The following is a 20,844-nucleotide window of genomic DNA, read 5'->3' as shown; positions in this document are numbered from 1 at the left end:
GCCCGCCATGAGTCATGAAGTCGTTGAGAAAAACATCGGGCTGATGGCAATCCTGATTGCCATCGTGATCAGTGTCGCCGGCCTGGTACAGATCGTACCGCTGTTCTTCCAGGCCGAAGCCACCAAACCGCTACCGGGCATCGAACCTTACGACGCGATCCGTTTAGCCGGGCGAGACGTCTATGTGCGTGAAGGCTGCTACGCCTGTCATTCGCAGATGATTCGGCCTTTTCGCGCCGAGACGGAACGCTACGGCCATTATTCGGTAGCCGGCGAATTTGTTTATGACCGTCCTTTCCAGTGGGGCTCAAAGCGTACGGGGCCGGACCTGGCGCGCGTTGGCGGCCGCTATACGGATCTTTGGCACTACGTGCACCTGATGAATCCGCGCGAGGTGGTGCCTGAATCCAATATGCCGGCCTACCCCTGGCTCGACGAGCGCTATGTCAACGGCGAACGCGTAGCCCGCAGTATGCGTGCAAAACAGCGTTTTCTCGGCGTGCCCTACAGCGACGAACAAATCGCCGAAGCACCGGCCAAACTCGACGGCGTCACCGAAATGCAGGCGCTGATCGCCTACCTGCAAGGGCTGGGAACCGTCCTACCGGAGCGGAGATAAGCCGATGGATATCAACACCTTTCGCGGCCTGATCACGGTGGTACTGATGGTTATCTTCATCGGTATCGTGCTATGGGCCTACAGCAGCCGGCGCAAATCGGACTTCGATGAAGCGGCGCGACTACCGTTGGACGAGAACGAATCAAAGCAAGAGCCGGCCGAGCGTCGTCACGGCGGGGAGGGCAAAGACCATGAATAGCTTCTGGAGCTGGTACATCACCATCATTGTGGTGGCGAACATCCTTGCCTGTTGGTGGCTTATCCGCTGGACGGCTAAACCGCGGCCCGGAGAGGCAGCTCAAGATGAAACCACCGGCCATGTGTGGGACGAGAACTTAAGCGAGTACAACAAGCCCATGCCTCGCTGGTGGCTGTGGATGTTCTACATCAGCATCGTTTTCAGCTTGATTTATCTTATTCTCTACCCGGGCTTAGGCCGTTATCCCGGCGTCCTGAACTGGTCCGCCGAAACCGCTTACGCGACGGAGCGAGAACAAGCCGAAACACGCTACGCGCCCTTGTTCGCCGCGTATGCCGAGCGCGAGATCACGGAGCTGGCAACGGATCGCGAAGCCATGCAAACCGCCCATCGCCTATTCGGCAATAACTGTGCCGTTTGTCACGGCGCCGACGGCGGCGGCGCCCCCGGCTTTCCGAGCTTAACCAACAACGAGTGGTTGTACGGCGGCAGCCCGGAAGCGATAAAACACAGCATCATGCACGGCCGGCAAGGCTTTATGCCGCCGATGGGCGGCGTGCTCGGAGAGCGCGGAGTCGACGAGATCGCCACCTACGTCTATAGCCTCAACGGCCGCAGTGCGCCCGACCGCCTGGTGAACGCTGGCCGCGCCAAGTTCCAGCAACACTGCGCGGTTTGCCATGCCGCCGACGGCACCGGCAACAAAGCACTCGGTGCGCCTAACCTGACCACCGAGAACTGGGTTTACGGCGGCTCGCTAGAGGCTATCCGCGCCAGCATTCGCGATGGCCGCAGCGGCGATATGCCTGGCCAACAGGCCTTGCTCGGCGAGGATCGCGTGCACCTGTTAGCCGCCTACGTGTACAGCCTGTCGGCCGAGCGCGACACAGAGCAGGAGTAACGCCATGTCCATCCAACCGCACCCCTCATTGGTCCAACGACTAGGCAGCGTCCTCTGGCCTTCGTTTCTCAGTGCAGGGGTCGCGGCGGGCATTTTTTTCGCTAATATCGACCCGGAAACCTTACGCGCCGCCACCGTGCCAAGCTGGGAGATCAGCCGGATGGCCGGCTATGCCGTCGGCTTTTTTATGTTTTGGGGCGCCACCGCCTTCTCCAGCGCCCTGACCTTGCTGTTACTGCAAAAGCCGGCGCCTGCGGATGCTGCTCCCCCCGACAACGATAGGAACGCCGCATGAGTAAACGACGCCGGCAAGCGGCGGCAGATAACGACGGCTCGCTCTACGCCTCGCAGCAAAAGATCTACCCGCGAGAAGTGCAAGGGCGCTTTCAACGCCTACGTACGCTGGCTGTGTTTGCCTTACTGGGCCTGTTCTACGTCTTACCCTGGCTAAGCTGGGACGACCGGCAAGCCGTACTGTTCGATCTGCCGGCACGCAAGTTCTATGTATTTGGCCTGATTTTTGGCCGCAGGATTTTTTCTACCTAGCCCTGCTACTGATTATCGCTGCCCTGGCTTTATTCTTCTTTACCGCCTTGGCCGGCCGCCTCTGGTGTGGCTATGCCTGTCCGCAAACGGTCTGGACGGAAGTATTTCTGTGGCTGGAACGTATTACCGAAGGTCCGCGCCATAAACGCATCAAACTTGACGAAAGCCCCTGGACGCGAGAGAAGCTACTGCGCAAAACCGCGAAACAAACATTGTGGATCGGGTTTGCCGGCTTTACCGGTTTCGTCTTCGTCGGCTACTTCGTGCCAGTAGATCAACTCTGGCAGGGCTTAATCACGCTCCAGCTCGGCCCTTGGGAGTGGTTCTGGGGCATATTCTATGGCTTGGCCACCTACGGCAATGCCGGTTATCTGCGCGAGCAGGTATGCCTTTACATGTGCCCCTACGCACGCTTTCAAAGCGTCATGTTCGATAAGAACTCGCTTATTATTTCGTACGATGCCGGCCGCGGCGAACCGCGGGGCGGGCGTAAGCGCGGTATCGATCCAGCCAGTCGCGGGCTTGGCGACTGCATCGACTGCAATCTCTGCGTGCAGGCCTGCCCGACCGGTATCGACATCCGCCAAGGGCTGCAATACGAGTGCATTGCCTGTGCCGCCTGCGTCGACGCCTGCGACAGCGTCATGGATAAAATGGGCTATCAGCCGGGGCTCATTCGCTACACCAGCGAAAACGCACTCCAGGGCCGGGCGGTTCGCCTGCTGCGCCCCCGCGTCATCGTCTACGCTCTGTTGCTACTGGCACTATCGAGCGCCTTTGTCGTCTCGATCGCCTTGCGCAGCCCGATCAATCTGGAAGTCCAGGGCGATCGAAACGTGCTCTTCCGCGAGCTCAACGATGGCCGTATCGAAAACATCTACACGCTGACCATCATGAACAAAGGTCAGCAGGACAGCGTTTTCACCTTAACAGCCAGCGGCATTCCAGGCCTGGAAGTCACGACCCGCCCCAACGAACTGCGAGTCGCCGCCGGCCAAGTTGCCACTGCTACAGCGTGGGTACGCGTTGAAGCCGACGCGCTACAGCGGCCGGGCGCCGACATTCTGTTCCGCTTAAGCAAAGCCGACGATCCGGCCGTCTCGACCGAAACTCAAACCCGCTTCCACGGCCCACTGCGGAGACCCTAAGATGGCACCTCACAACACCGAAGATAACCGCCCCTGGTACCGCCAGTTCTGGTTCTGGCTGGTCATGGCGCCGCCGATCGCCTCTTTCTTTGCCGGCGGCAGTCTGATTGTCGCTTCCGTTATACATAGCGACAGTATGGTGGTGGACGACTACGCCAAAGTCGGGCGGGCGATGCACAAGTACTTAGCCCGCGACGAACTCGCCGCCGATCTGGGCGTCTCTGCCCGTTTGTACCTGGATGAGGCCGCGCTAGCGCCATCGTTCAGGGGCTGGAAACACCACCTACCCGTATTCACCTGCTGCTCTCCCATCCGACCCATGCCGAGCGCGACATCGCACTCACCTTAGAGCAAAACGCCGCCGGCGTTTACCGCAGCGAGTACGAGCGGTGGCAACCCGGCCGTTGGTATATTTCCCTGGAGCCGGAAAGCCGCGAATGGCGCTTGGTCGGTCAGATGGACCCGGAACGGCAAGAACTTAACCTCCGAGCTGGGCGCTGACGTTTACCGCACGAGGGCTACGCCATGACGGATACCTGCTGTTTTCACTGCGGCGAACCGATACCCGAAGGGGAGAATCGGAGCGTTGAAGTAAACGGAGCAAAAAGGCCAGTCTGCTGCGCCGGCTGCGAAGCGGTAGTCGGCTTAATCCTGGGTAATGGGTTAGAAGCCTTTTATCGTTTTCGCACCGGGCCCGGGGCACGGCCGGAGGATGAGACGGAAGACAACCGCGATCAATGGGCCGCCTACGATCGCCCCGAAGTGCAACGGGAATTCGTCCGCGGCACCGATAATCGCCGCGAAGCTTCTTTTCTCTTCGAGAACCTATACTGCGCCGCTTGCGGGTGGTTGATCGAACACTGCCTGCAACGAATCGAGGGCGTCCTCGATATCCGTGTCAACCCCGCCACAGGCCGTGCCCTGATCAGCTGGGATAGCGACCGCGTTCCCCTGAGCCACCTCTTACGTACCCTCGCTCAACTCGGTTACCGTCCATTTCCGGTTCAATCCGCAGAGGCGCAATCGGCAGTCATGCGGGAACGCCGAGCCGCGCTACGACGGCTAGTGGTTGCAGGCCTAGGGATGATGCAAACGATGATGTTCGGCGTTGCACTCTACCTTGGCTATTACCAGGACATGGAGCCGCTGCATCAGCAATTCCTGCGTGTCGTCAGCTTGCTGGTCGCCACCCCGGTCGTGTTATACGCCGCGCTTCCTATTCTCCAAGGCGCCGTGCGCGACCTGCGCAATGCTCGCCCAGGCATGGATGTGCCGGTTAGCCTGGCTATCTTTGGCGGCTATTTCGCCAGTGTGTGGTTTACCATTACCGATGGCGAGCACGTTTACTTCGACTCCATCACGATGTTCGCCTTCTTCCTGCTAGTGGCCCGCTTTGTTGAAATGTCCTCGCGCCACAAGGCCAATGAGACCACCGACGCGCTGGCCCGGCTGCTACCTGCCACCGCCACCCGCTTGGATGGAAACACGGAGACTCAAGTCGCCGTGACGGAATTGCAAGAAGGCGACCTCCTGTTAGTCAAGCCCGGCGAAACCATACCCGCCGACGGCACCATCGTCTGGGGCGAAACGAACATTAACGAGGCTATGTTAACCGGCGAGTCGATGCCGCAGCGACGCCGTTGCAACGATGCGGTTATCGGCGGAACCCTAAACCTCAGCGGCGCCGTCAAAATCCGCGTTGAGCGGCTGGGACAGGAAAGCATCTTGTCCCAGATCAGCCAACTGCTGGAGCGGGCGCAGGCCGAACGGCCGCGCCTTGCCCAATTAGCGCAAAAGGTCGGTGCCCGTTTTGTAACGGTCATCCTTATCGTTTCCGCCGTCGTGTTCTCCGTTTGGTGGCACATCGATCCGGCACAGGCATTCCCGATCACTCTGGCTGTTTTAATCGCCACTTGCCCTTGCGCGCTTTCGCTGGCAACCCCCACCGCCTTAGCGGCAGGCACTAATCGGTTAGCCTCTAACGGATTGCTGATTACTCGCCCCGACACGTTGGAAACGCTAGATCGCGTTTCTCACGTGGTCTTCGATAAAACGGGAACGCTTACCTATGGCGAACTGAGCCTCGAACGCTGCCTACCCCTGAACCGTCTCGACAAAGACGACTGCCTTGAGCTTGCAGGAGCGCTAGAGCGCCACTCCGAACACCCCATCGCCTTGGCGTTCAAGGACCGCGGCCGAGAGCTCGATGCAACCGAAGTTACGACCGTCCCTGGCGAAGGGATCGAGGGAGTCGTCAACGGCGAACGCTATCGCGTGGGCACGCCAGCATTTGTCGGAGCCTTAAGCGCCACATCGTTGCAGACGCCCGACGAGATCGGCAGCTGGATTGCCCTGGGCGATACGAAAGGCGGTTTAGCTTTGTTCCGCTTGCAGGACCGCCTACGCCCCGGCCTAAATACCGTCATCGAGCGCCTGCAAGCGCAAGGCATCGGCGTTTCGCTAGCCAGCGGCGACGACCCGCAGGTAGTGGCCAGCCTCGCGGACGATCTCGGTATCGAGAACTGGCGCGGCCGTCAGACGCCCGCCGACAAGCTCGCTCACTTGCGCCAGTTACAACAAGAGGGCCATGTCGTCGCGATGGTAGGCGATGGCATTAACGATGCGCCCGTGTTAGCCGGCGCCAACGTTTCCGTCGCCATGAACAGCGGCACGGCGCTGGCACAAACCTCGGCTTCGATGGTACTGCTAGCCGAAACGCTCAATCCTCTCACCGAAGGCATCGACGGGGCTCGCCGTACCTTGCGTATCATGCGACAGAACATGCTGATTTCGGTCAGCTACAACGCCTCCGTGTTGCCGCTCGCCGCCCTTGGCATTCTGCCGCCGTGGGCTGCGGCCATTGGCATGACATTAAGCTCTTTAGTCGTGGTCATGAATGCCAGCCGCCTTCATCGACGTCGCGCGCTGACAGAACAAAGCTGCCCTTTACCGCTACCTACACCCCCTCAGGAGGCTCGGGCATGAACATTATTCTGGTATCCATTCCCTTCAGCATTCTGCTGGTCGGGCTGGCGATCGTTGCTTTCTTCTGGGCCGTTAACAGCGGCCAATACGACGACTTGGATAGCCCGGCTTACAGCGTGCTCATGGAAGAGGAAAACGAAGAGCCTAGCAACGACCAAAAGGACGACAGCGCGTGAACGCGGAACTGACAATGGCCGCCGCTTTTTTGCTGGGCTTTCTCGGCAGCACGCACTGCCTCGCTATGTGCGGCGGAATCAGCGCGGCGCTAATGAGCGGCAGCAAGCCAGGCGGCGGGCTCACGGCAAAGGCCGTGGCCTACAACCTCGGCCGCATAAGCAGCTACACCTTTGCCGGGCTTCTGGCCGGCACCGTCGGCCTGTGGCTCGGCAGCGGCTTGGATTTACTGGGGCTGAGCCTGGGCCTACGGCTAGCCTTGGGCATTTTAATGCTCGCGATTGGTTTACATTTGCTTATCGATTGGCAAGGCATTCGCCGTTTAGAAAGTATCGGCGGGCGCCTCTGGCAACGTCTGGCACCACTTGCCCGCCGCCTGCTACCGGTTCGCAGTGCCTGGCACGCAACCGCCTTAGGTGCGCTGTGGGGGTGGCTGCCTTGCGGCTTGGTTTATTCCGTCCTGCTGGCAGCGGCCGCCAGCGGCAGCCCGCTTCAAGGCGCCCTGGTCATGCTCGCTTTTGGACTCGGCACCGCCCCGGCTATGCTCGCGGTTGCCACCGGCAGCGGCTTACTCGGGCGGCTGCCGCGCCAACCGCTCAAACGGCTAGCCGGCGGCGCCATCCTTCTCTACGGCACCTGGACGCTCGCCAGCCCCATCGCCCACCTCGTACAACCGCACGCACATGCGCATTCGTCGGAAGCGACATTTCAGTGCCGCGAGCCGTCGCACCACGATCTGCATCAATAGCACGTCATAACTCATGCCTCCGGCAGGGCGAGCAGCGACGGGATACGGACAGCAGCGTTGCTTAAGCGAGAAGTTCGCTCATTACCCACGCGGCTGGAAAAAATCCGCAGCCTCCCTCATGTCCTAGGACGAAACGCTGAATTTCCTTCACACCCTTTACGGGAGAGGACGAAGGAATAGGTTGGGCGCAACGCTATCGATACCGGCATTCGCTGAATGCGAAGACGGTTGTCAGCGTTTCCGGACAAGCGAGCGCTGATTCGGCCAAGGGACGTCAGCGCGGGAGGTTACGATGAGACGCCTATACTTTCTGGTTCCGAGCGTGGAGAGCGCAAAAGCGATTGTTACAGAGCTACTGCTTAATCACGTGCCGGAAGAAAAAATTCATGTCATAGCGAAAGAAGGAACGCCACTGGAAGATTTGCCGGAAGCCCGCCTGCGAGAAAGCAGCGATCTAATACCCGCACTGGAGCGAGGAGCCGCTATCGGGGGCGCCACCGGTGCTCTGGCTGGCTTGGCCGCTGTCGCCCTACCGGGCTTGGGCCTCGTCGTTGGCGGCGGCACCGTACTAGCACTCACCGCCTTGGGCGGCGGGGTAGGTGCTTGGGCCTCCAGCCTACAAGGCATCTCCACCCCCAATTCCCAACTGACTCAGTTTCAAGACGACATCGAAAAAGGTCAGCTCCTCATGCTGGTCGACGTTCCTAAAGACCGCATTCACGAAATCGAGGACATGATTAAAAAACACCACCCCGAAGCCGATATTGCGGGTACCGAACCCGATAAACCGGTCTTTCCGTAATCTCCGCCGCGCCAGGATCTCTCCTGGCGCCGGGAGCCCGCGAGCTGAAAAACGCCATGAATGGACTTTTTCAGCAACCTGCTAGATCCGCTGCTGATATACTCAGGCCATAGGTACCGAAACAGCCTGCGGCTATTTCTGCCTTTGCTTAGACGGTCCTGAAACGGGCAATTTCGCCAGCCTGATAACAACCACTCTTCGGGCGAGCCTGAGGTATATGAAGCAAATAATCCGCAAATCCGATAAGCTAGCCGATGTCTGTTACGACATTCGAGGCCCTGTGTTGGAAGAAGCCAAGCGGCTGGAAGAAGAAGGGCACCGAATACTAAAACTCAATATCGGCAACCCTGCACCGTTCGGTTTCGAAGCACCGGAAGAGATTCTGCAGGATGTCTTGCTGAACCTGCCCACCGCACAAGGGTACTGCGACTCGAAAGGGATTTTCTCGGCGCGCAAAGCCATCATGCAGCAGTGCCAACAACGCGGCATTGCGAATGTAGACCTGGAAGATATCTACCTCGGTAACGGCGTTAGCGAACTCATCGTCATGACGATGCAGGCGCTGCTTAATAACGGCGACGAAATGCTCATTCCGGCGCCGGATTATCCGTTATGGACCGCCGCCGTCAGTCTTTCCGGCGGTAAGCCGGTGCACTACCTCTGCGACGAGCAATCAGACTGGGAGCCGGACTTGGCCGATATGGAAGCCAAGATCACGGATCGCACCCGCGGCATCGTCATTATTAACCCGAACAATCCGACCGGAGCCGTCTATTCCAAGGAGACGCTGGAAGGCATTGCCCGCTTAGCGGAAAAGCACGATTTAATTCTGTTTGCCGACGAGATCTACGACAAGATTCTCTACGAAGACGCCCAACACATTCCTATCGCATCGTTGACCGAAGATGCGCTCTGCATCACCTTCAGCGGCTTATCGAAAGTCTATCGAGTCGCAGGGTTTCGCTCGGGTTGGATGATCATCAGCGGCGCCAAGCACCAGGCCGAAGACTATATCGAAGGCCTGAATATCCTCTCGTCCATGCGCTTATGCGCAAATGTGCCCTCGCAGCACGCGGTACAAACCGCCCTCGGCGGCTATCAAAGCATCAACGAACTGATCGCTTCCGGCGGCCGCCTCCGCGAGCAACGCGACCGCGCCTGGGAGTTAGTCAATCAAATCCCCGGCGTGTCCTGCGTCAAACCCCGGGGGGCGCTGTATTTATTCATGCGCCTAGACCCTAAGGTCTACCCCATTGCAAGCGACCGCCAACTGGTGCTCGACTTACTACGACAAGAGCACCTGCTGCTAGTCGAAGGCACTGCATTTAACTGGCCGCGCCCCGACCATCTACGGATGGTATTTCTACCCTGGGTAGAAACGTTAGAGCAAGCGATCGGGAAATTGCATCATTTCCTGCAACATTACGAGCAGTAACACTGTCGGCTTGGCGACAGGCGGCACGAGCTAAGTGCCGCCCAACAGGCCTCTGAACGCATCCACAAGGGGATTAAGATGTGCGTTAAGCCATTGGCGCGACGTCATCCGCCTGCCAACCTTTTTGCCCTTTTGTCACGCTAAACTCAACGCGCTGGCCTTCTTCAAGCGTTTTAAAGCCATCGCCTCGAATCGACCGGAAGTGGACGAAAACGTCCTCTCCTTGTTCGCGACAAATGAATCCGTAACCTTTTGCGTTATCAAACCACTTAACCGTACCAGTCTCACGCTCTGCCACTGTCAACAACCTCAAAAAAAGTATCCGCTGTAAACATAGCCTAAATCCTGAGTACGGCAAGCGAAAGAGTAGCGGCCGGCCCCGAGGCGGCCAACTCCGGTCAACTCAAAAACAGGCGATACGCAGGATTATCCGTTTCCTCGACGAAACGAAAGCCAACCTTATCGAGAAATTCGCGAAACCGCACCTGCTGCTTTTCTGGAACCTGGACACCGACCAAAACCCGACCATAGGCAGCGCCGTGATTCCGATAGTGAAAGAGACTGATATTCCAACGCATGCCCATGCGAGTTAAGAACTTCAGCAAGGCTCCCGGCCGCTCGGGAAACTCGAACCGGTAAATGATTTCGTTCTCGACGCGATCGTGACCGCGGCCGCCAACCATATGGCGCACATGCACCTTGGCCATTTCGTCGTCGGTAAGATCCAGCACGGGATAACCTTGCTGCCTGAGCTCTTCGATTACCTCGTCCTTTTCTGTCGCGCCGTTATTGAGCTGGATGCCGACAAAAACATGGGCCTCCTGCGGATCCGCAAACCGATAATTGAACTCAGTAATCTGGCGATGTCCGAGGGCTTGGCAGAATCGCCGAAAGCTGCCCGGCCGCTCGGGAATGGTAACGGCCAAGACGGCCTCCTGCGACTCCCCCAACTCGGCCCGCTCCGCCACATGCGCTAAGCGGCCAAAATTCATATTGGCGCCGCTATTGATGGCGACTAAGCTCTCGCCGCGCACGCCTTCGCGCTCGACATATTTTTCAGACCGGCCACCGCCAAGGCACGGCCGGTTCAACGATGGACCGAGTGTCATCGAAGATATCCTTGATCGACGCACAAATCTCGTCAGTCGATACTAAAACGACTTCGTCGACGTGTTTACGCGCAATACGAAACGGCTCTTTACCGATTTGACGAACCGCCACCCCATCGGCAAACAAGCCAACCTGATCTAAGACGATACGGCGCCCGCGGGCCAATGCATGATGAAGGCTTGGTGCATCCTCGGGCTCGACACCGATAATCTTGATATCGGGCCGGAGCTGTTTGACATAGACAGCCACTCCAGCGATCAAACCACCACCGCCGACCGGGACGAAAATTGCGTGCAGCTTGCGCTGGTGCTGGTGGAGTATCTCCATGCCTACGGTACCCTGACCCGCAATCACTGCGTCGTCGTCGTACGGCGGGATATACGTCATATCCTTCTCCGCCACCAGCTTCTGCGCGTGCTCGGCCGCGTCGTCGTAGCTGTCGCCATGCAATACCACCCGACCGCCGCGATTACGCACTGCCTGCACCTTAATTTGCGGCGTCGTCTTCGGCATAACGATGGTGGCCTTAATCCCAAGCCGTTGTGCGGCCAGTGCAACCCCTTGGGCATGATTGCCGGCGGACGCGCAAATGACACCGCGTGCCATCGCCTCGGCCGGCAATTGGGAAATCTTGTTATAAGCCCCACGCAGCTTGAACGAGAAAACCGGCTGCAGATCTTCCCGCTTTAACAGCACCTCGTTATCGAGACGCACGGAAAGGTTCTGCGCGTAATCAAGCGGCGTCTGCTCGGCCACGTCATAGACACAAGCAGTTAGGATCTTTTCAAGGTATGCGGCTGTCATGAAATATGTTTTCGCTCTCCAGAGGGAACCACACAGTGTACGAAAACATAGCCCCTGGATGCTATGCGTTACGCATAAGGAAATACGAAATTCCGCTTTTGCGCTACAACTGCCGGCCATTGCCGACGAGCCGCGTCTGGCCTGGAACCCGCAAAAGGATTCTAAACCGGCAAATCTCGGCGTGAAGGCGCGCTAGTGGTCGTAAGGGGGGAAGGGAAGTTTCGGAAAGGCTTTTCGCCCGACCGGCGGGTACGTATCATTACGAGAAAATTACCCCCACCACGGGAGCACTTTATGTCAGCGGACGAACAAAAGCGCGCTGTCGGCCGAGCAGCGCTAGATTACGTTAAACCTGGAATGGTCGTCGGCGTCGGCACCGGCTCTACGGTGAACCACTTCATCGACGCCTTGGCGGAACGGCGAGACGATATTGCCGGCGCGTGTCGAGTTCGGAGGCATCGAGTGCGCGCCTGCGCCAACACGGCATTGAGGTGCTGGATCTGAACAGCGTCTCCGACCTTCCCATTTACGTCGATGGCGCCGATGAGGCCAATCGCTTTCTGCAACTTATCAAAGGCGGAGGCGGCGCGCTCACCCGCGAGAAGATCGTCGCCTCCGCCAGCCGGACCTTTGTCTGCATCGCCGACGAATCGAAACTCGTCCCGGCCTTGGGCAGTTTTCCACTGCCGGTGGAAGTCATCCCCATGGCGCGTGGGCTCGTCGCTCGCCAAATCACCAAACGGATCGGCGGTCGTCCGGTATTGCGCCAAAGTTTTACGACCGATAACGGCAATATCATTCTGGACATCCATGACCTGCAAATCATGGAACCGATCAAACTGGAGTCAACGCTTAACGATATCCCCGGCGTTGTCTGCAACGGGCTATTCGCCATGCGCCCTGCCGATGTCTTACTGTTAGGCGGCAGCGAAGGTGTGAAAACCGTTACCGCGAACGATCGAGGCTAAATGACTCGGATACTGGTTACCCTAGGCATTATTCTCATCGTTGTCGGTTTGCTCTGGCCCTATCTATCGAAGCTAGGGCTGGGGCGACTCCCCGGCGACATTCTCATTCGACGCGAGGGGATGACCTTTTATTTCCCCATCATGACGTCGATCATCATCAGTATTTTGTTAACACTGCTGTTCTGGTTTTTCCGCAAGTAACCCCGCGGGGTGCGCACGCTTGGCTAGCGTAAGCGGCAACAGCCACCCAAACGATAATCCGTTAAAGCGCGAAGAACCAAAAAACAAGGGGCTATGCCTTTCAGGCATAGCCCCTTGTTAGTAGTGGCTGGGGGACCAGGATTCGAACCTGGGTTGACGGAGTCAGAGTCCGTAGTCCTACCGCTAGACGATCCCCCAAGAAAACCTTGGCTGCGCCAAGTGCTCCAATTAACGCTTGGAGTACTGGGTCGCCCGACGGGCTTTGTGCAGACCGATTTTCTTACGTTCGACCATACGAGCATCGCGCGTAACGAAGCCGGCCTTCCGCAACGTGCCGCGCATTTCGTTATCGTACTCCATCAGAGCACGGGTGATGCCGTGGCGGATTGCACCGGCCTGGCCGGTGGAACCGCCACCGCGCACGGTGACGTCGATATCGAACTTGTCGGTCATTTCCATCAACTCCAGAGGCTGACGGACAACCATGCGCGCCGTTTCACGACCGAAGTAGGTATCCAGCGGCTTGCCGTTAACCTTAATCTGGCCGCTACCTACGCGTAGGAACACGCGAGCCGCGGAAGTTTTGCGTCGACCGGTGCCGTAGAATTGTTCTGCCATTCTAAAATCCGCCGATTATCAATTCGCTAAAAGGGCAGCGCTCAGATCTCCAGCGGCTTCGGCTGCTGAGCGGTATGCTTGTGTTCGGTGCCCGCGTAGACCTTCAACTTCTTGAACATCGCGCGACCCAGCGGGTTCTTCGGCAACATGCCTTTGACGGCTTTTTCGATAACGCGCTCAGGCGCCTTTTCGATCAGTTTGTCAAAGCTGATGCTCTTCAAGTTACCGATGTAGCCGGTGTGGTGATAGTAAACCTTATCGGTTGCCTTACGGCCGGTTACCCGCACCTTCTCGGCATTCACCACGACGATGTAATCCCCGGTGTCTACGTGCGGGGTGTACTCGGGCTTGTGCTTGCCACGCAAGCGACGGGCGATCTCGGACGCCAAACGACCCAAAGTCTTATCTTCGGCATCAACGATGTACCAATCCCGTTTTACGTCAGCAGGTTTTGCGCTGAAGGTCTTCATGAACCTCTCTCCGAAGCGTTCGCTTCCATAAGAAGGGCGAAAATAATATAAGAAGGCGCGCCATCATACAAGTGATAGGCTCAAACGCCAAGAGGCGGAGCACTTACCCCGTCCATCCGACTGTATAAATAAGGGCGCCGTCGTCTCTCCACCCAAGAAAAAACGCGGCCTTACAGGGGCCGCGCTCAAGAAAACACCAAAGGAGGATGGAGGGGTCTCGGCCGCCACAACGGCCGGACGCGCCTAATTGTCTGTCGCGAAGGGACAAATGTCAACCGGCATCACACAATTGCCAATACAAAGGTCCGCCGGTTTTCGCCGCTTCCTGCGACTATAGCCGCAGGCGCTCCACCACTCTGCCGTGCACCAAATGCTCCTCGATGATTTCGTCGAGGTCGTCGCGATCGACGAAGGTATACCAGGTTTCATCCGGGTACACGACTAACACCGGCCCCTCCGAGCAACGATCCAGACAGCCTGCATTGTTAATACGGATGGCGCCTTTTCCACTCAGACCTAGCGCTTTGATGCGTTGTTTGACGTAATCGCGGGCGCCGCTCGCATCGTGATCCTGGCAGCATTCGCGACCATCGTCACGCTTATTGGTACAGAAAAATACGTGATGGCGATAGTACGACATGAGGCAATTCGATCCTTCACTTTTTCGATCGCCCTGTGCAACAGGGCAGAAAGCGAGTCGGCACCGAGCCGATACTGCCTTCCAAATACGGGAGACTACCCGATACGTCCGCGAGAATAGTAGTATGAGGACGCTCATGGCAAGCCGAGACAGGCATTTGTTCACTCATGTCCGATAGCCCAGCACACCAAAGCCGCAGCCAGCAGCTAATGGCTTTAGCCGATCAATGCGTCAAATGCGGCTTATGCTTACCGCATTGCCCGACCTACCGCGAGACCGAAGACGAGAGCGAAGGCCCGCGGGGGCGCATCTCGTTGTTGCAAGGGCTTGCGCTCAACGCGCTGGAACCGACACCCGCCCTGGCCGGGCACATTGATCGCTGCCTGGGGTGCCGCGCTTGCGAAGCTGCCTGCCCGGCGAAGGTCCGCTATAGCGAGATTCTGCAGCTTGGACGCGCCGAACTCGCCGATCGGGGGGCACTGCGTCCGACCTGGGTAGGCCGCCTCGGCTACCGGCTCCCTTCTCATCGCCGCCTTCTCAAAGGCGCAAGCTGGGCCTTGTTTGCCTACCAGCGCAGCGGTTTGCAAACCGTAGCCAAACGCCTACGATTACCGCAACGATTGGGGCTGGCACGAGCGGATACCTACTTGCCGCAACCACTGCTCGCGCCGACGAAGCCCAAACCCTTCCACCCGGCACGGGGCAAAAGGCGCGGCGGCGTCGCACTCTTTACCGGTTGCACAGGCGAAGCGCTCGCCGCCGGTACGCTCGCCAGTGCCATTACGCTGTTAACGCGTTTGGGCTATGACGTGCACGTTCCCCAGTCGCAAGGCTGCTGCGGGGCGCTGAACGCGCATGCAGGCCAAACGGGCGCCGCAGCCGCGCTGAGACGACGCAACCTTGCAGCATTTGCCGAACCCGATATCGATCATATTATTCACTTTGCTAGCGGCTGCGGTGCGGAGCTGAAAAGCTACGCGTCCGACGAAGCTCCCGAAGCCGGCGCACGCTTTCGCGTCAAAGTCGTAGAGATCGGCCGATTTCTAGCCGATACGCCATGGCCGGAGGCAATGCAGCTTAACCCTCTCCCGACAACGGCGACACTGCATCACCCTTGCAGTCTCCACAATTCGGCCGGGGCAGCGGAGGCAACGCACGCACTTTTGGAACGCATTCCAGACTTACGTATTCGGGTTTTAAAAAAGCTACCTGCTGCGGAGCGGCCGGGAGCTACATGCTTCGACAGCCAGACATGGCTGACCGCTTGCGCGCCGCTGCGCTGGCACACGTGAACACAGACACCGAGTATCTATTGTCGTCCAACATCGGTTGCGCGTTGCATCTCAGCGCCGGCCTGCGCGCCAACGGCCACTCGATCGAGGCGATACACCCTATCGACCTCTTGGCACGGGCTCTCCAACCCGATCCGACACAGTAGGCTCTTGGTCAAACAGCATATTCAGCATGGATCACAAGGTAGGATTATGAGCGCACGCGATTACACGCCATTAGATGGCATTCTCATGAATTTCGACACGGCGCTACGCACGTTGTTTGGCAGCCCTCCCCAAACGGGGCGAGCCCATCCGGCGGCACAGACAGAGGAAGGCGCGTTATCGGACGCGGAACAAAAAGAGTCGGCACGGCTCATGCGGATCAACCACACCGGCGAAGTCTGCGCGCAGGCCTTGTACCAAGGGCAAGCGCTAACAGCCCGGGACGATTCGATTCGCGAGACGATGCAACACGCGGCCGCCGAGGAGAACGACCACTTAGCCTGGTGCGCGGAACGCGTTGCGGCGCTTGGCAGCCACACCAGCTACCTAAACCCGCTCTTCTATCTAGGTTCGTTGACGATTGGGGTGGCTGCCGGTATTGCGGGGGATCGCTGGAGCTTAGGATTTCTGGCCGAAACCGAGCGGCAAGTCGTACGCCACCTGGAAGGACATCTCGAACGCCTGCCAAAAGCCGATGCCAAAAGCCGGGCTATTGTCGAGCAGATGAAAATAGACGAGGGAGAGCACGCTAGCGCGGCCGTGGCTTCGGGAGCCGCCGACCTGCCACGCCCGATTCGGGACCTGATGACGGCAAGCTCTCGGGTCATGACAAGCACGACCTACTGGATGTAAGGAGATCCCGGAGCAGGGCGACAAAGACCCTATTGCGCCCGCTCCGGCAAACGTCGCGGAGCGCCTAAACTTCCTGACCGGGCTCCGTATTGCGGCCGTAAAAGATCTCCGCCATCTCGCGCCGCAACTGCTTGAGGATATGCTGCTCCTCTTCCGGCGCCAGATTCTCAGAGCTTTCACCGAATAAATAATTATCCAATTCCAACTCTTTCAGCATCATCTTGGTGTGGAAGAGGTGCTCTTGGTAGACGTTCACGTCGATCATTCGATACTGCTGCTTGGTGTCTTCCGACATATAGTTTTGTATCGAATTGATCTCGTGATCGATGAAGTGCTTCCGCCCTTCGACGTCGCGGGTAAATCCGCGCACCCGATAATCCACGGTCACGATGTCGGAGTCGAAGCTGTGAATGAGATAATTCAGCGCTTTCAACGGCGAAATGACGCCGCAGGTCGACACGTCGATATCGGCCCGGAAGGTACTGACGCCATGATCGGGGTGGCTTTCCGGATAGGTATGCACGGTGATATGGCTCTTATCCAAATGCGCAAGCACCGTCTCCGGCAGCGGACCGGGCGCAGGGTCGGCGTCGACCTCAGACTCTTCGACCAGCTCCTCTTCGGCGATCAGAATCGTAACGCTCGCCCCTTGCGGCTCATAATCCTGGCGCGCGATATTGAGAATATTCGCGCCAATGATATCCGCCACCTGACTGAGAATCTGCGTCAACCGTTCGGCGTTATAAACCTCATCGATATATTCGATATAGGCCTGACGCTGCTCGGCGGTTTTCGCATAGCACACGTCATAGATGTTGAAGCTCAGCGACTTGGTGAGGTTATTGAAACCGTGGAGCTTCAGCTTGCTTGGCTGAACCAAATGCCCGCCCTCCAATGTCGAACAGCGACCTTCTGAATGGATTGAGATTCCTCGCTCCGACTCCCGACACATGCAAGCGGAGAGTTTGAACCGAGGCGCGCCATTATGCACAAATCACTTGGCGGCGCCAGTACTTGTGAACAATTTTCGTTACGCAGGGGCCAACTCGTAGCTATGAGTAACGGTCGCCACCTTGCCGAGCATGATCGACGCGGAACAGTACTTCTCCGCCGACAGCTCGACGGCTCGTTTGACAGCCGGCTCCTTCAAGCCGTTCCCTGCCACCTTGTAGTGAAGGTGGATACGAGTAAATACCTTAGGCTCCGTCTCGGCTCGCTCCGCTTCGATTTCCACCGTGCAATCCTCTACAGGGTGGCGTCCGCGCTTGAGAATATAAACGACATCAAAAGCCGTACACCCCCCAAGACCAAGTAGCAGCATTTCCATTGGCCTAACGCCGAGGTCGCGGCCACCCGCATCGGGAGGGCCGTCCATGATCACTTTATGCCCACTCCCCGCGGTGCCTTCAAAAGTGGCTTCTTCTACCCATTTTACTGTTGCCCGCATACCGCCCCCACACGTTGTCCGATTTGGCGTGGAAAATAACGGAAAGGCCGGACTCCGCGCTCACCTATCGTGCCGATAGGAAACGCAAGCGTCGGCAGCATTTCCTTTGAACGCTTACCGTGAGGACTTGTCTGTGCATTTAGACACCCTCACCTAAATTTAGGCGGGGCAGTATAGCTATTTCTGTGCCGCCCCTGAAAGTCGCCGCTTAAAGATTTTCCAAACATGCCGATAGAGCTAAAGGGTGTTGCCAAATAGCAAACGATGTTCTAATAGAGAAGATAGCAGAAGGCATTCTGTTATAAATCGCGCGACGGAAAGGACGGAGAATGCTACAACCAGCGCAGAAACCGACGGGTAATACGTCGATCGACAATCTCCTACAGCACTGTCATCGCCGCCGTTATCCCCCCAAAACCGGCGTCATCTATGCCGGAGATCAATCCGACGCGCTCTATTATATTATTGAGGGCTCTGTCAGCGTATTGATGGAAGACGAGAACGGCCACGAGATCGTACTGGCCTACCTCAATGCGGGCGCGTTTTTCGGGGAAATGGGTTTATTCGGGGAAAGCAGCACGCGTAGCGCTTGGGTTCGTACCCGAACGCAGTGCGAGCTGGCGGAAATCAGCTACAGCCGATTCCGGCAAGTCGCCAAAACCGATCCGGACATTTTGTTCCCGGTTGTCGGGCAAATGGCCGACCGCCTGCGTAAAACCAGTCGGAAAGTCGGCGATCTTGCATTTCTCGATGTTACGGGGCGAATTGCCCGTACGCTGCTGGACCTCTGCAAGGAGCCAGACGCGATGACCCATCCGGACGGCATGCAGATCCGCATTACGCGCCAAGAGCTTGGCCGGATTGTGGGGTGCTCTCGGGAAATGGTCGGCAGAGTATTAAAAGACCTAGAAGAGCAAGAGCTGATTTCGGTTAGCGGTAAGACGATCGTCGTCTTCAATACCCGCTAAACCAAAGAATAAGCCGCGCTGCCTTGGCAAGCGTTTGTCGTGGCAGCGCGTTGCTTATCAGGAAAACAGCTCCCGCAGCTTCTCGCCCGGATCGCTAGAACGCATAAAGCTTTCTCCGATAAGGAAGCCGTGGATGCCGTTCTCGGTCATTAACTCGACCTCTTCTCGGGTGTGAATGCCGCTTTCGGTGATTAAGGTCACGCCGGCGGGCACCTGTCCCCGCAACGCTAAGGTCGTTTTGATATCGGTGTCGAAGGTCCGCAGATTACGGTTATTGACCCCTACCATCGGCGGGTTCAAAGCCAAAGCACGCGCCATTTCCTCGGCATCATGAACCTCTACCAAGACATCCAGCTGTAAACTGCGGGCTATCTCGTAAAGCTCCCTCAGCAAAGGATCGCCCAGGGCGGCAACGATGAGCAGCACGCAGTCCGCGCCTAATAGCCGCGCTTCGTAAATCTGGTAAGGATCGATCACGAAGTCCTTACGTAATACCGGTAGCGAACAAGCTTCTCGCGCTACCTGCAAATGCTCATCGGAACCTTGAAAGAAATCGCGATCGGTTAATACCGATAAGCAACTCGCGCCGGCCGCCTCATATGTTCTTGCAATCGCCGCCGGATCGTAATGTTCGCGGATCAAGCCTTTGCTTGGCGAGGCACGCTTTATCTCGGCGATCACACCGGCGCGACCCGCTGCGATATGGCGCTGCAACTGTGCCACGAAGCCACGTGGCGGAGGCAGATCCGCCACCCGCGCCTGCAAGGTCTTGTAATCGATGGCCAGACTGCGCTCACCGACTTCCTCCGCTTTTCGACGCAGAATTTTCTTCAAGACATCGGGGGTTTCCTGAGTCATAGCGGCAGCCTCACGCAGCAAAACGGTTGGTGAATTCGACAAAGCGCTGCAAGCGTTGCAGTGCCTGCCCCGAAGCAATCGCCGCTTGGGCTTTGGCGATACCATCCGGCAATGTCTCCGCGACACCTGCAACATAAACGGCCGCCCCTGCATTGAGGGCCAGCATATCCGCCGCTTTGGCGGCTCGGCCGGTGGGGCTCCCGCCAAGCGCCTCTTTAATCAGCTCAAGAGAGTCCTGCGGACCCTCAACCGCCAAGCCGATAAGGCTTTGGCTCTCGATGCCAAAATCCTCGGGCTTTACGGTGTACTCGGTAATACCGCCGTCGCGCAATTCGGCAACATGGGTCTGCGTCGCTAAGCTGATTTCGTCCAACCCGTCCTCGGCATGCACGATCATTACGTGTTGGCTTCCCAGACGGTTAAGAACCTCCGCCAACGGCCGACATAAAGCCCCGTTAAACACCCCGAGTACCTGTCGGCGCACCCCAGCGGGGTTGGTCATAGGGCCGAGAATGTTAAAAATCGTCCGCAGCCCCAGCTCTTTACGCGGCCCGATGGCATGCCGCATCGCGCTGTGATGAGCCACGGCAAACATAAAACCGACCCCGACCTCCTGCACGCACTCGGCCACTTGAGCGGGGCTCAAATCCAGGCTTGCACCGGCTGCTTCCAGCAGGTCGGCACTACCGCTACGACTGGAAACCGCCCGGTTGCCGTGCTTGGCAACCTGCGCACCTGCCGCTGCCGCAACAAAAGAGGAGGCTGTGGAAACATTAAACGTGTTGGCGCCGTCCCCCCCGTACCGACAATATCGACCAAATGCGGTACATCGATCTCCACCGGCGTCGCCAGCTCTCGCATGACCGTGGCGGCGCCAACGATTTCGTCGAGGCTTTCGCTTTTCATACGCAAGGCAATCAAGAAAGCGCCAATCTGGGCATCGGTGCACTGCCCAGTCATAACATCGCGCATGACCGCCTGCATTTGCTCGGTCGACAAATCGATGTGGTCGACCACCGTGGCAATGGCTTGTTTGATATTCATTTGCTTCTCCCTTAAGGATACGCTGAGCGC

25 protein-coding genes, 1 tRNA gene and 3 pseudogenes are annotated in these 20,844 nt (G+C 57.9%); 19 read left to right on the top strand and 10 right to left on the bottom strand.

Going from position 1 to position 20,844, the window contains the following annotated elements:
- Window positions 1–7: 7 nt before the first annotated feature.
- The 13 genes from ccoO to CAI21_RS00935 all read left to right on the top strand — a co-directional run bounded on the left by ccoO (window position 8) and on the right by CAI21_RS00935 (window position 9,557).
- Entirely contained in the window at window positions 8–619 is a 612-nt protein-coding gene (ccoO, locus tag CAI21_RS00990; protein ID WP_116300565.1) for a cytochrome-c oxidase, cbb3-type subunit II, read from the top strand.
- A 4-nt stretch (window positions 620–623) separates the two neighbouring features.
- Window positions 624–818 (top strand): cbb3-type cytochrome oxidase subunit 3, encoded by a 195-nt coding sequence (locus CAI21_RS00985; protein WP_116300564.1) that lies wholly within the window; start codon window positions 624–626, stop codon window positions 816–818.
- Window positions 811–1,719: a cytochrome-c oxidase, cbb3-type subunit III gene (gene ccoP, locus CAI21_RS00980; protein WP_116300563.1), complete on the top strand. Its 909-nt coding sequence runs from the start codon at window positions 811–813 to the stop codon at window positions 1,717–1,719. Before CAI21_RS00985 ends, ccoP begins: the two co-directional genes overlap by 8 nt.
- 4 nt (window positions 1,720–1,723) lie before the next feature.
- Window positions 1,724–2,014, top strand: a complete 291-nt coding sequence (locus CAI21_RS00975) for a hypothetical protein (RefSeq protein WP_116300562.1) — start codon at window positions 1,724–1,726, stop codon at window positions 2,012–2,014.
- On the top strand, window positions 2,011–2,265 hold the full coding sequence (locus CAI21_RS24450) for a hypothetical protein (RefSeq protein ID WP_258868873.1): 255 nt from the start codon (window positions 2,011–2,013) through the stop codon (window positions 2,263–2,265). The genes CAI21_RS00975 and CAI21_RS24450 overlap by 4 nt, the downstream gene beginning before the upstream one ends.
- A complete protein-coding gene (ccoG, locus tag CAI21_RS00970; protein ID WP_309544932.1) occupies window positions 2,163–3,413 on the top strand; it encodes a cytochrome c oxidase accessory protein CcoG in 1,251 nt (416 codons plus the stop codon). The genes CAI21_RS24450 and ccoG overlap by 103 nt, the downstream gene beginning before the upstream one ends.
- 1 nt (window position 3,414) lies before the next feature.
- A complete protein-coding gene (locus tag CAI21_RS00965; RefSeq protein ID WP_116300561.1) occupies window positions 3,415–3,762 on the top strand; it encodes a FixH family protein in 348 nt (115 codons plus the stop codon).
- Complete coding sequence (locus CAI21_RS25770; RefSeq protein ID WP_116300803.1) at window positions 3,672–3,914, top strand: FixH family protein; 243 nt, start codon at window positions 3,672–3,674, stop codon at window positions 3,912–3,914. Before CAI21_RS00965 ends, CAI21_RS25770 begins: the two co-directional genes overlap by 91 nt.
- Window positions 3,915–3,938: 24 nt before the next feature.
- A complete protein-coding gene (locus CAI21_RS00955) occupies window positions 3,939–6,398 on the top strand; it encodes a heavy metal translocating P-type ATPase (RefSeq protein ID WP_116300560.1) in 2,460 nt (819 codons plus the stop codon).
- On the top strand, window positions 6,395–6,574 hold the full coding sequence (gene ccoS, locus CAI21_RS00950; RefSeq protein WP_116300559.1) for a cbb3-type cytochrome oxidase assembly protein CcoS: 180 nt from the start codon (window positions 6,395–6,397) through the stop codon (window positions 6,572–6,574). The genes CAI21_RS00955 and ccoS overlap by 4 nt, the downstream gene beginning before the upstream one ends.
- Window positions 6,571–7,320, top strand: a complete 750-nt coding sequence (locus CAI21_RS00945; RefSeq protein ID WP_116300558.1) for a sulfite exporter TauE/SafE family protein — start codon at window positions 6,571–6,573, stop codon at window positions 7,318–7,320. Before ccoS ends, CAI21_RS00945 begins: the two co-directional genes overlap by 4 nt.
- 292 nt (window positions 7,321–7,612) lie before the next feature.
- Window positions 7,613–8,122 (top strand): DUF1269 domain-containing protein, encoded by a 510-nt coding sequence (locus CAI21_RS00940; protein ID WP_116300557.1) that lies wholly within the window; start codon window positions 7,613–7,615, stop codon window positions 8,120–8,122.
- A 217-nt stretch (window positions 8,123–8,339) separates the two neighbouring features.
- Window positions 8,340–9,557 (top strand): pyridoxal phosphate-dependent aminotransferase, encoded by a 1,218-nt coding sequence (locus tag CAI21_RS00935; protein ID WP_116300556.1) that lies wholly within the window; start codon window positions 8,340–8,342, stop codon window positions 9,555–9,557.
- A gap of 85 nt (window positions 9,558–9,642) precedes the next feature.
- Here the strand turns inward: CAI21_RS00935 and CAI21_RS00930 are convergent, their stop codons facing one another.
- Both CAI21_RS00930 and ilvA read right to left on the bottom strand, forming a co-directional pair.
- Window positions 9,643–9,855, bottom strand: a complete 213-nt coding sequence (locus CAI21_RS00930) for a cold-shock protein (RefSeq protein ID WP_116300802.1) — start codon at window positions 9,853–9,855, stop codon at window positions 9,643–9,645.
- A gap of 100 nt (window positions 9,856–9,955) precedes the next feature.
- Window positions 9,956–11,471 (bottom strand): annotated as a pseudogene (gene ilvA, locus CAI21_RS00925) (threonine ammonia-lyase, biosynthetic).
- 294 nt (window positions 11,472–11,765) lie between these two features.
- Between ilvA and rpiA the strand changes: the two are divergent.
- Both rpiA and CAI21_RS00915 read left to right on the top strand, forming a co-directional pair.
- Window positions 11,766–12,439 (top strand): annotated as a pseudogene (rpiA, locus tag CAI21_RS00920) (ribose-5-phosphate isomerase RpiA).
- A complete protein-coding gene (locus CAI21_RS00915; RefSeq protein WP_116300555.1) occupies window positions 12,440–12,640 on the top strand; it encodes a DUF2905 domain-containing protein in 201 nt (66 codons plus the stop codon).
- A 124-nt stretch (window positions 12,641–12,764) separates the two neighbouring features.
- Here CAI21_RS00915 and CAI21_RS00910 read toward each other — a convergent pair.
- The 4 genes from CAI21_RS00910 to CAI21_RS00895 all read right to left on the bottom strand — a co-directional run bounded on the left by CAI21_RS00910 (window position 12,765) and on the right by CAI21_RS00895 (window position 14,368).
- Window positions 12,765–12,838, bottom strand: a tRNA-Gln gene (locus CAI21_RS00910).
- Between the two features lie 30 nt (window positions 12,839–12,868).
- Window positions 12,869–13,258, bottom strand: a complete 390-nt coding sequence (gene rpsI, locus CAI21_RS00905; RefSeq protein WP_116300554.1) for a 30S ribosomal protein S9 — start codon at window positions 13,256–13,258, stop codon at window positions 12,869–12,871.
- 41 nt (window positions 13,259–13,299) lie between these two features.
- Window positions 13,300–13,728: a 50S ribosomal protein L13 gene (gene rplM / locus CAI21_RS00900; RefSeq protein WP_116300553.1), complete on the bottom strand. Its 429-nt coding sequence runs from the start codon at window positions 13,726–13,728 to the stop codon at window positions 13,300–13,302.
- Window positions 13,729–14,059: 331 nt separating this feature from the next.
- Window positions 14,060–14,368, bottom strand: coding sequence for a (2Fe-2S) ferredoxin domain-containing protein (locus CAI21_RS00895; RefSeq protein ID WP_116300552.1), 309 nt, complete (start codon window positions 14,366–14,368; stop codon window positions 14,060–14,062).
- Window positions 14,369–14,535: 167 nt separating this feature from the next.
- On the opposite strand from CAI21_RS00895, the gene CAI21_RS00890 reads away from it, so the two are divergent.
- Genes CAI21_RS00890 through coq7 form a run of 3 tightly spaced genes read left to right on the top strand, consistent with a single transcriptional unit; the run spans window position 14,536 to window position 16,497 of the window.
- Window positions 14,536–15,660, top strand: a complete 1,125-nt coding sequence (locus CAI21_RS00890) for a (Fe-S)-binding protein (RefSeq protein ID WP_116300551.1) — start codon at window positions 14,536–14,538, stop codon at window positions 15,658–15,660.
- Window positions 15,603–15,806: a hypothetical protein gene (locus CAI21_RS23040; protein ID WP_404840842.1), complete on the top strand. Its 204-nt coding sequence runs from the start codon at window positions 15,603–15,605 to the stop codon at window positions 15,804–15,806. The genes CAI21_RS00890 and CAI21_RS23040 overlap by 58 nt, the downstream gene beginning before the upstream one ends.
- A 46-nt stretch (window positions 15,807–15,852) precedes the next feature.
- Complete coding sequence (gene coq7, locus CAI21_RS00880; RefSeq protein WP_116300549.1) at window positions 15,853–16,497, top strand: 2-polyprenyl-3-methyl-6-methoxy-1,4-benzoquinone monooxygenase; 645 nt, start codon at window positions 15,853–15,855, stop codon at window positions 16,495–16,497.
- 64 nt (window positions 16,498–16,561) lie between these two features.
- Here the strand turns inward: coq7 and speD are convergent, their stop codons facing one another.
- Together speD and CAI21_RS00870 are read right to left on the bottom strand one after the other, a co-directional pair.
- Window positions 16,562–17,377, bottom strand: a complete 816-nt coding sequence (gene speD / locus CAI21_RS00875) for an adenosylmethionine decarboxylase (RefSeq protein ID WP_258867935.1) — start codon at window positions 17,375–17,377, stop codon at window positions 16,562–16,564.
- A 150-nt stretch (window positions 17,378–17,527) separates the two neighbouring features.
- Entirely contained in the window at window positions 17,528–17,944 is a 417-nt protein-coding gene (locus CAI21_RS00870) for an OsmC family protein (RefSeq protein ID WP_116300547.1), read from the bottom strand.
- A gap of 329 nt (window positions 17,945–18,273) precedes the next feature.
- On the opposite strand from CAI21_RS00870, the gene crp reads away from it, so the two are divergent.
- A complete protein-coding gene (gene crp, locus CAI21_RS00865; RefSeq protein WP_116300546.1) occupies window positions 18,274–18,912 on the top strand; it encodes a cAMP-activated global transcriptional regulator CRP in 639 nt (212 codons plus the stop codon).
- Between the two features lie 57 nt (window positions 18,913–18,969).
- On the opposite strand, the gene trpC is transcribed toward crp, so the two are convergent.
- Together trpC and trpD are read right to left on the bottom strand one after the other, a co-directional pair.
- Window positions 18,970–19,770: an indole-3-glycerol phosphate synthase TrpC gene (gene trpC / locus CAI21_RS00860; RefSeq protein ID WP_116300545.1), complete on the bottom strand. Its 801-nt coding sequence runs from the start codon at window positions 19,768–19,770 to the stop codon at window positions 18,970–18,972.
- Window positions 19,771–19,780: 10 nt separating this feature from the next.
- A pseudogene (gene trpD / locus CAI21_RS00855) lies at window positions 19,781–20,814 on the bottom strand (anthranilate phosphoribosyltransferase).
- Window positions 20,815–20,844: the final 30 nt, after the last annotated feature.

It is taken from the genome of Alkalilimnicola ehrlichii, from assembly GCF_003399765.1.
GTDB lineage: Bacteria > Pseudomonadota > Gammaproteobacteria > Nitrococcales > AK92 > AK92.
The sequence above is the reverse complement of the archived record's forward strand: the minus strand, read 5'-3'. Positions and strand labels throughout refer to the sequence as shown.

Coding starts and splice junctions, on each gene's coding strand:
- CAI21_RS00955 (WP_116300560.1), top strand. CDS start 3,939: ATGACGGATACCTGCTGTTTTCACTGCGGCGAACCGATACCCGAAGGG.
- ccoS (WP_116300559.1), top strand. CDS start 6,395: ATGAACATTATTCTGGTATCCATTCCCTTCAGCATTCTGCTGGTCGGG.
- rpsI (WP_116300554.1), bottom strand. CDS start 13,258: ATGGCAGAACAATTCTACGGCACCGGTCGACGCAAAACTTCCGCGGCT.
- ccoP (WP_116300563.1), top strand. CDS start 811: ATGAATAGCTTCTGGAGCTGGTACATCACCATCATTGTGGTGGCGAAC.
- CAI21_RS00935 (WP_116300556.1), top strand. CDS start 8,340: ATGAAGCAAATAATCCGCAAATCCGATAAGCTAGCCGATGTCTGTTAC.
- CAI21_RS00940 (WP_116300557.1), top strand. CDS start 7,613: ATGAGACGCCTATACTTTCTGGTTCCGAGCGTGGAGAGCGCAAAAGCG.
- CAI21_RS00895 (WP_116300552.1), bottom strand. CDS start 14,368: ATGTCGTACTATCGCCATCACGTATTTTTCTGTACCAATAAGCGTGAC.
- CAI21_RS00915 (WP_116300555.1), top strand. CDS start 12,440: ATGACTCGGATACTGGTTACCCTAGGCATTATTCTCATCGTTGTCGGT.
- CAI21_RS24450 (WP_258868873.1), top strand. CDS start 2,011: ATGAGTAAACGACGCCGGCAAGCGGCGGCAGATAACGACGGCTCGCTC.
- CAI21_RS23040 (WP_404840842.1), top strand. CDS start 15,603: ATGCTTCGACAGCCAGACATGGCTGACCGCTTGCGCGCCGCTGCGCTG.
- CAI21_RS00985 (WP_116300564.1), top strand. CDS start 624: ATGGATATCAACACCTTTCGCGGCCTGATCACGGTGGTACTGATGGTT.
- coq7 (WP_116300549.1), top strand. CDS start 15,853: ATGAGCGCACGCGATTACACGCCATTAGATGGCATTCTCATGAATTTC.
- CAI21_RS00975 (WP_116300562.1), top strand. CDS start 1,724: ATGTCCATCCAACCGCACCCCTCATTGGTCCAACGACTAGGCAGCGTC.
- ccoO (WP_116300565.1), top strand. CDS start 8: ATGAGTCATGAAGTCGTTGAGAAAAACATCGGGCTGATGGCAATCCTG.
- CAI21_RS00870 (WP_116300547.1), bottom strand. CDS start 17,944: ATGCGGGCAACAGTAAAATGGGTAGAAGAAGCCACTTTTGAAGGCACC.
- crp (WP_116300546.1), top strand. CDS start 18,274: ATGCTACAACCAGCGCAGAAACCGACGGGTAATACGTCGATCGACAAT.
- rplM (WP_116300553.1), bottom strand. CDS start 13,728: ATGAAGACCTTCAGCGCAAAACCTGCTGACGTAAAACGGGATTGGTAC.
- CAI21_RS00965 (WP_116300561.1), top strand. CDS start 3,415: ATGGCACCTCACAACACCGAAGATAACCGCCCCTGGTACCGCCAGTTC.
- trpC (WP_116300545.1), bottom strand. CDS start 19,770: ATGACTCAGGAAACCCCCGATGTCTTGAAGAAAATTCTGCGTCGAAAA.
- CAI21_RS00890 (WP_116300551.1), top strand. CDS start 14,536: ATGTCCGATAGCCCAGCACACCAAAGCCGCAGCCAGCAGCTAATGGCT.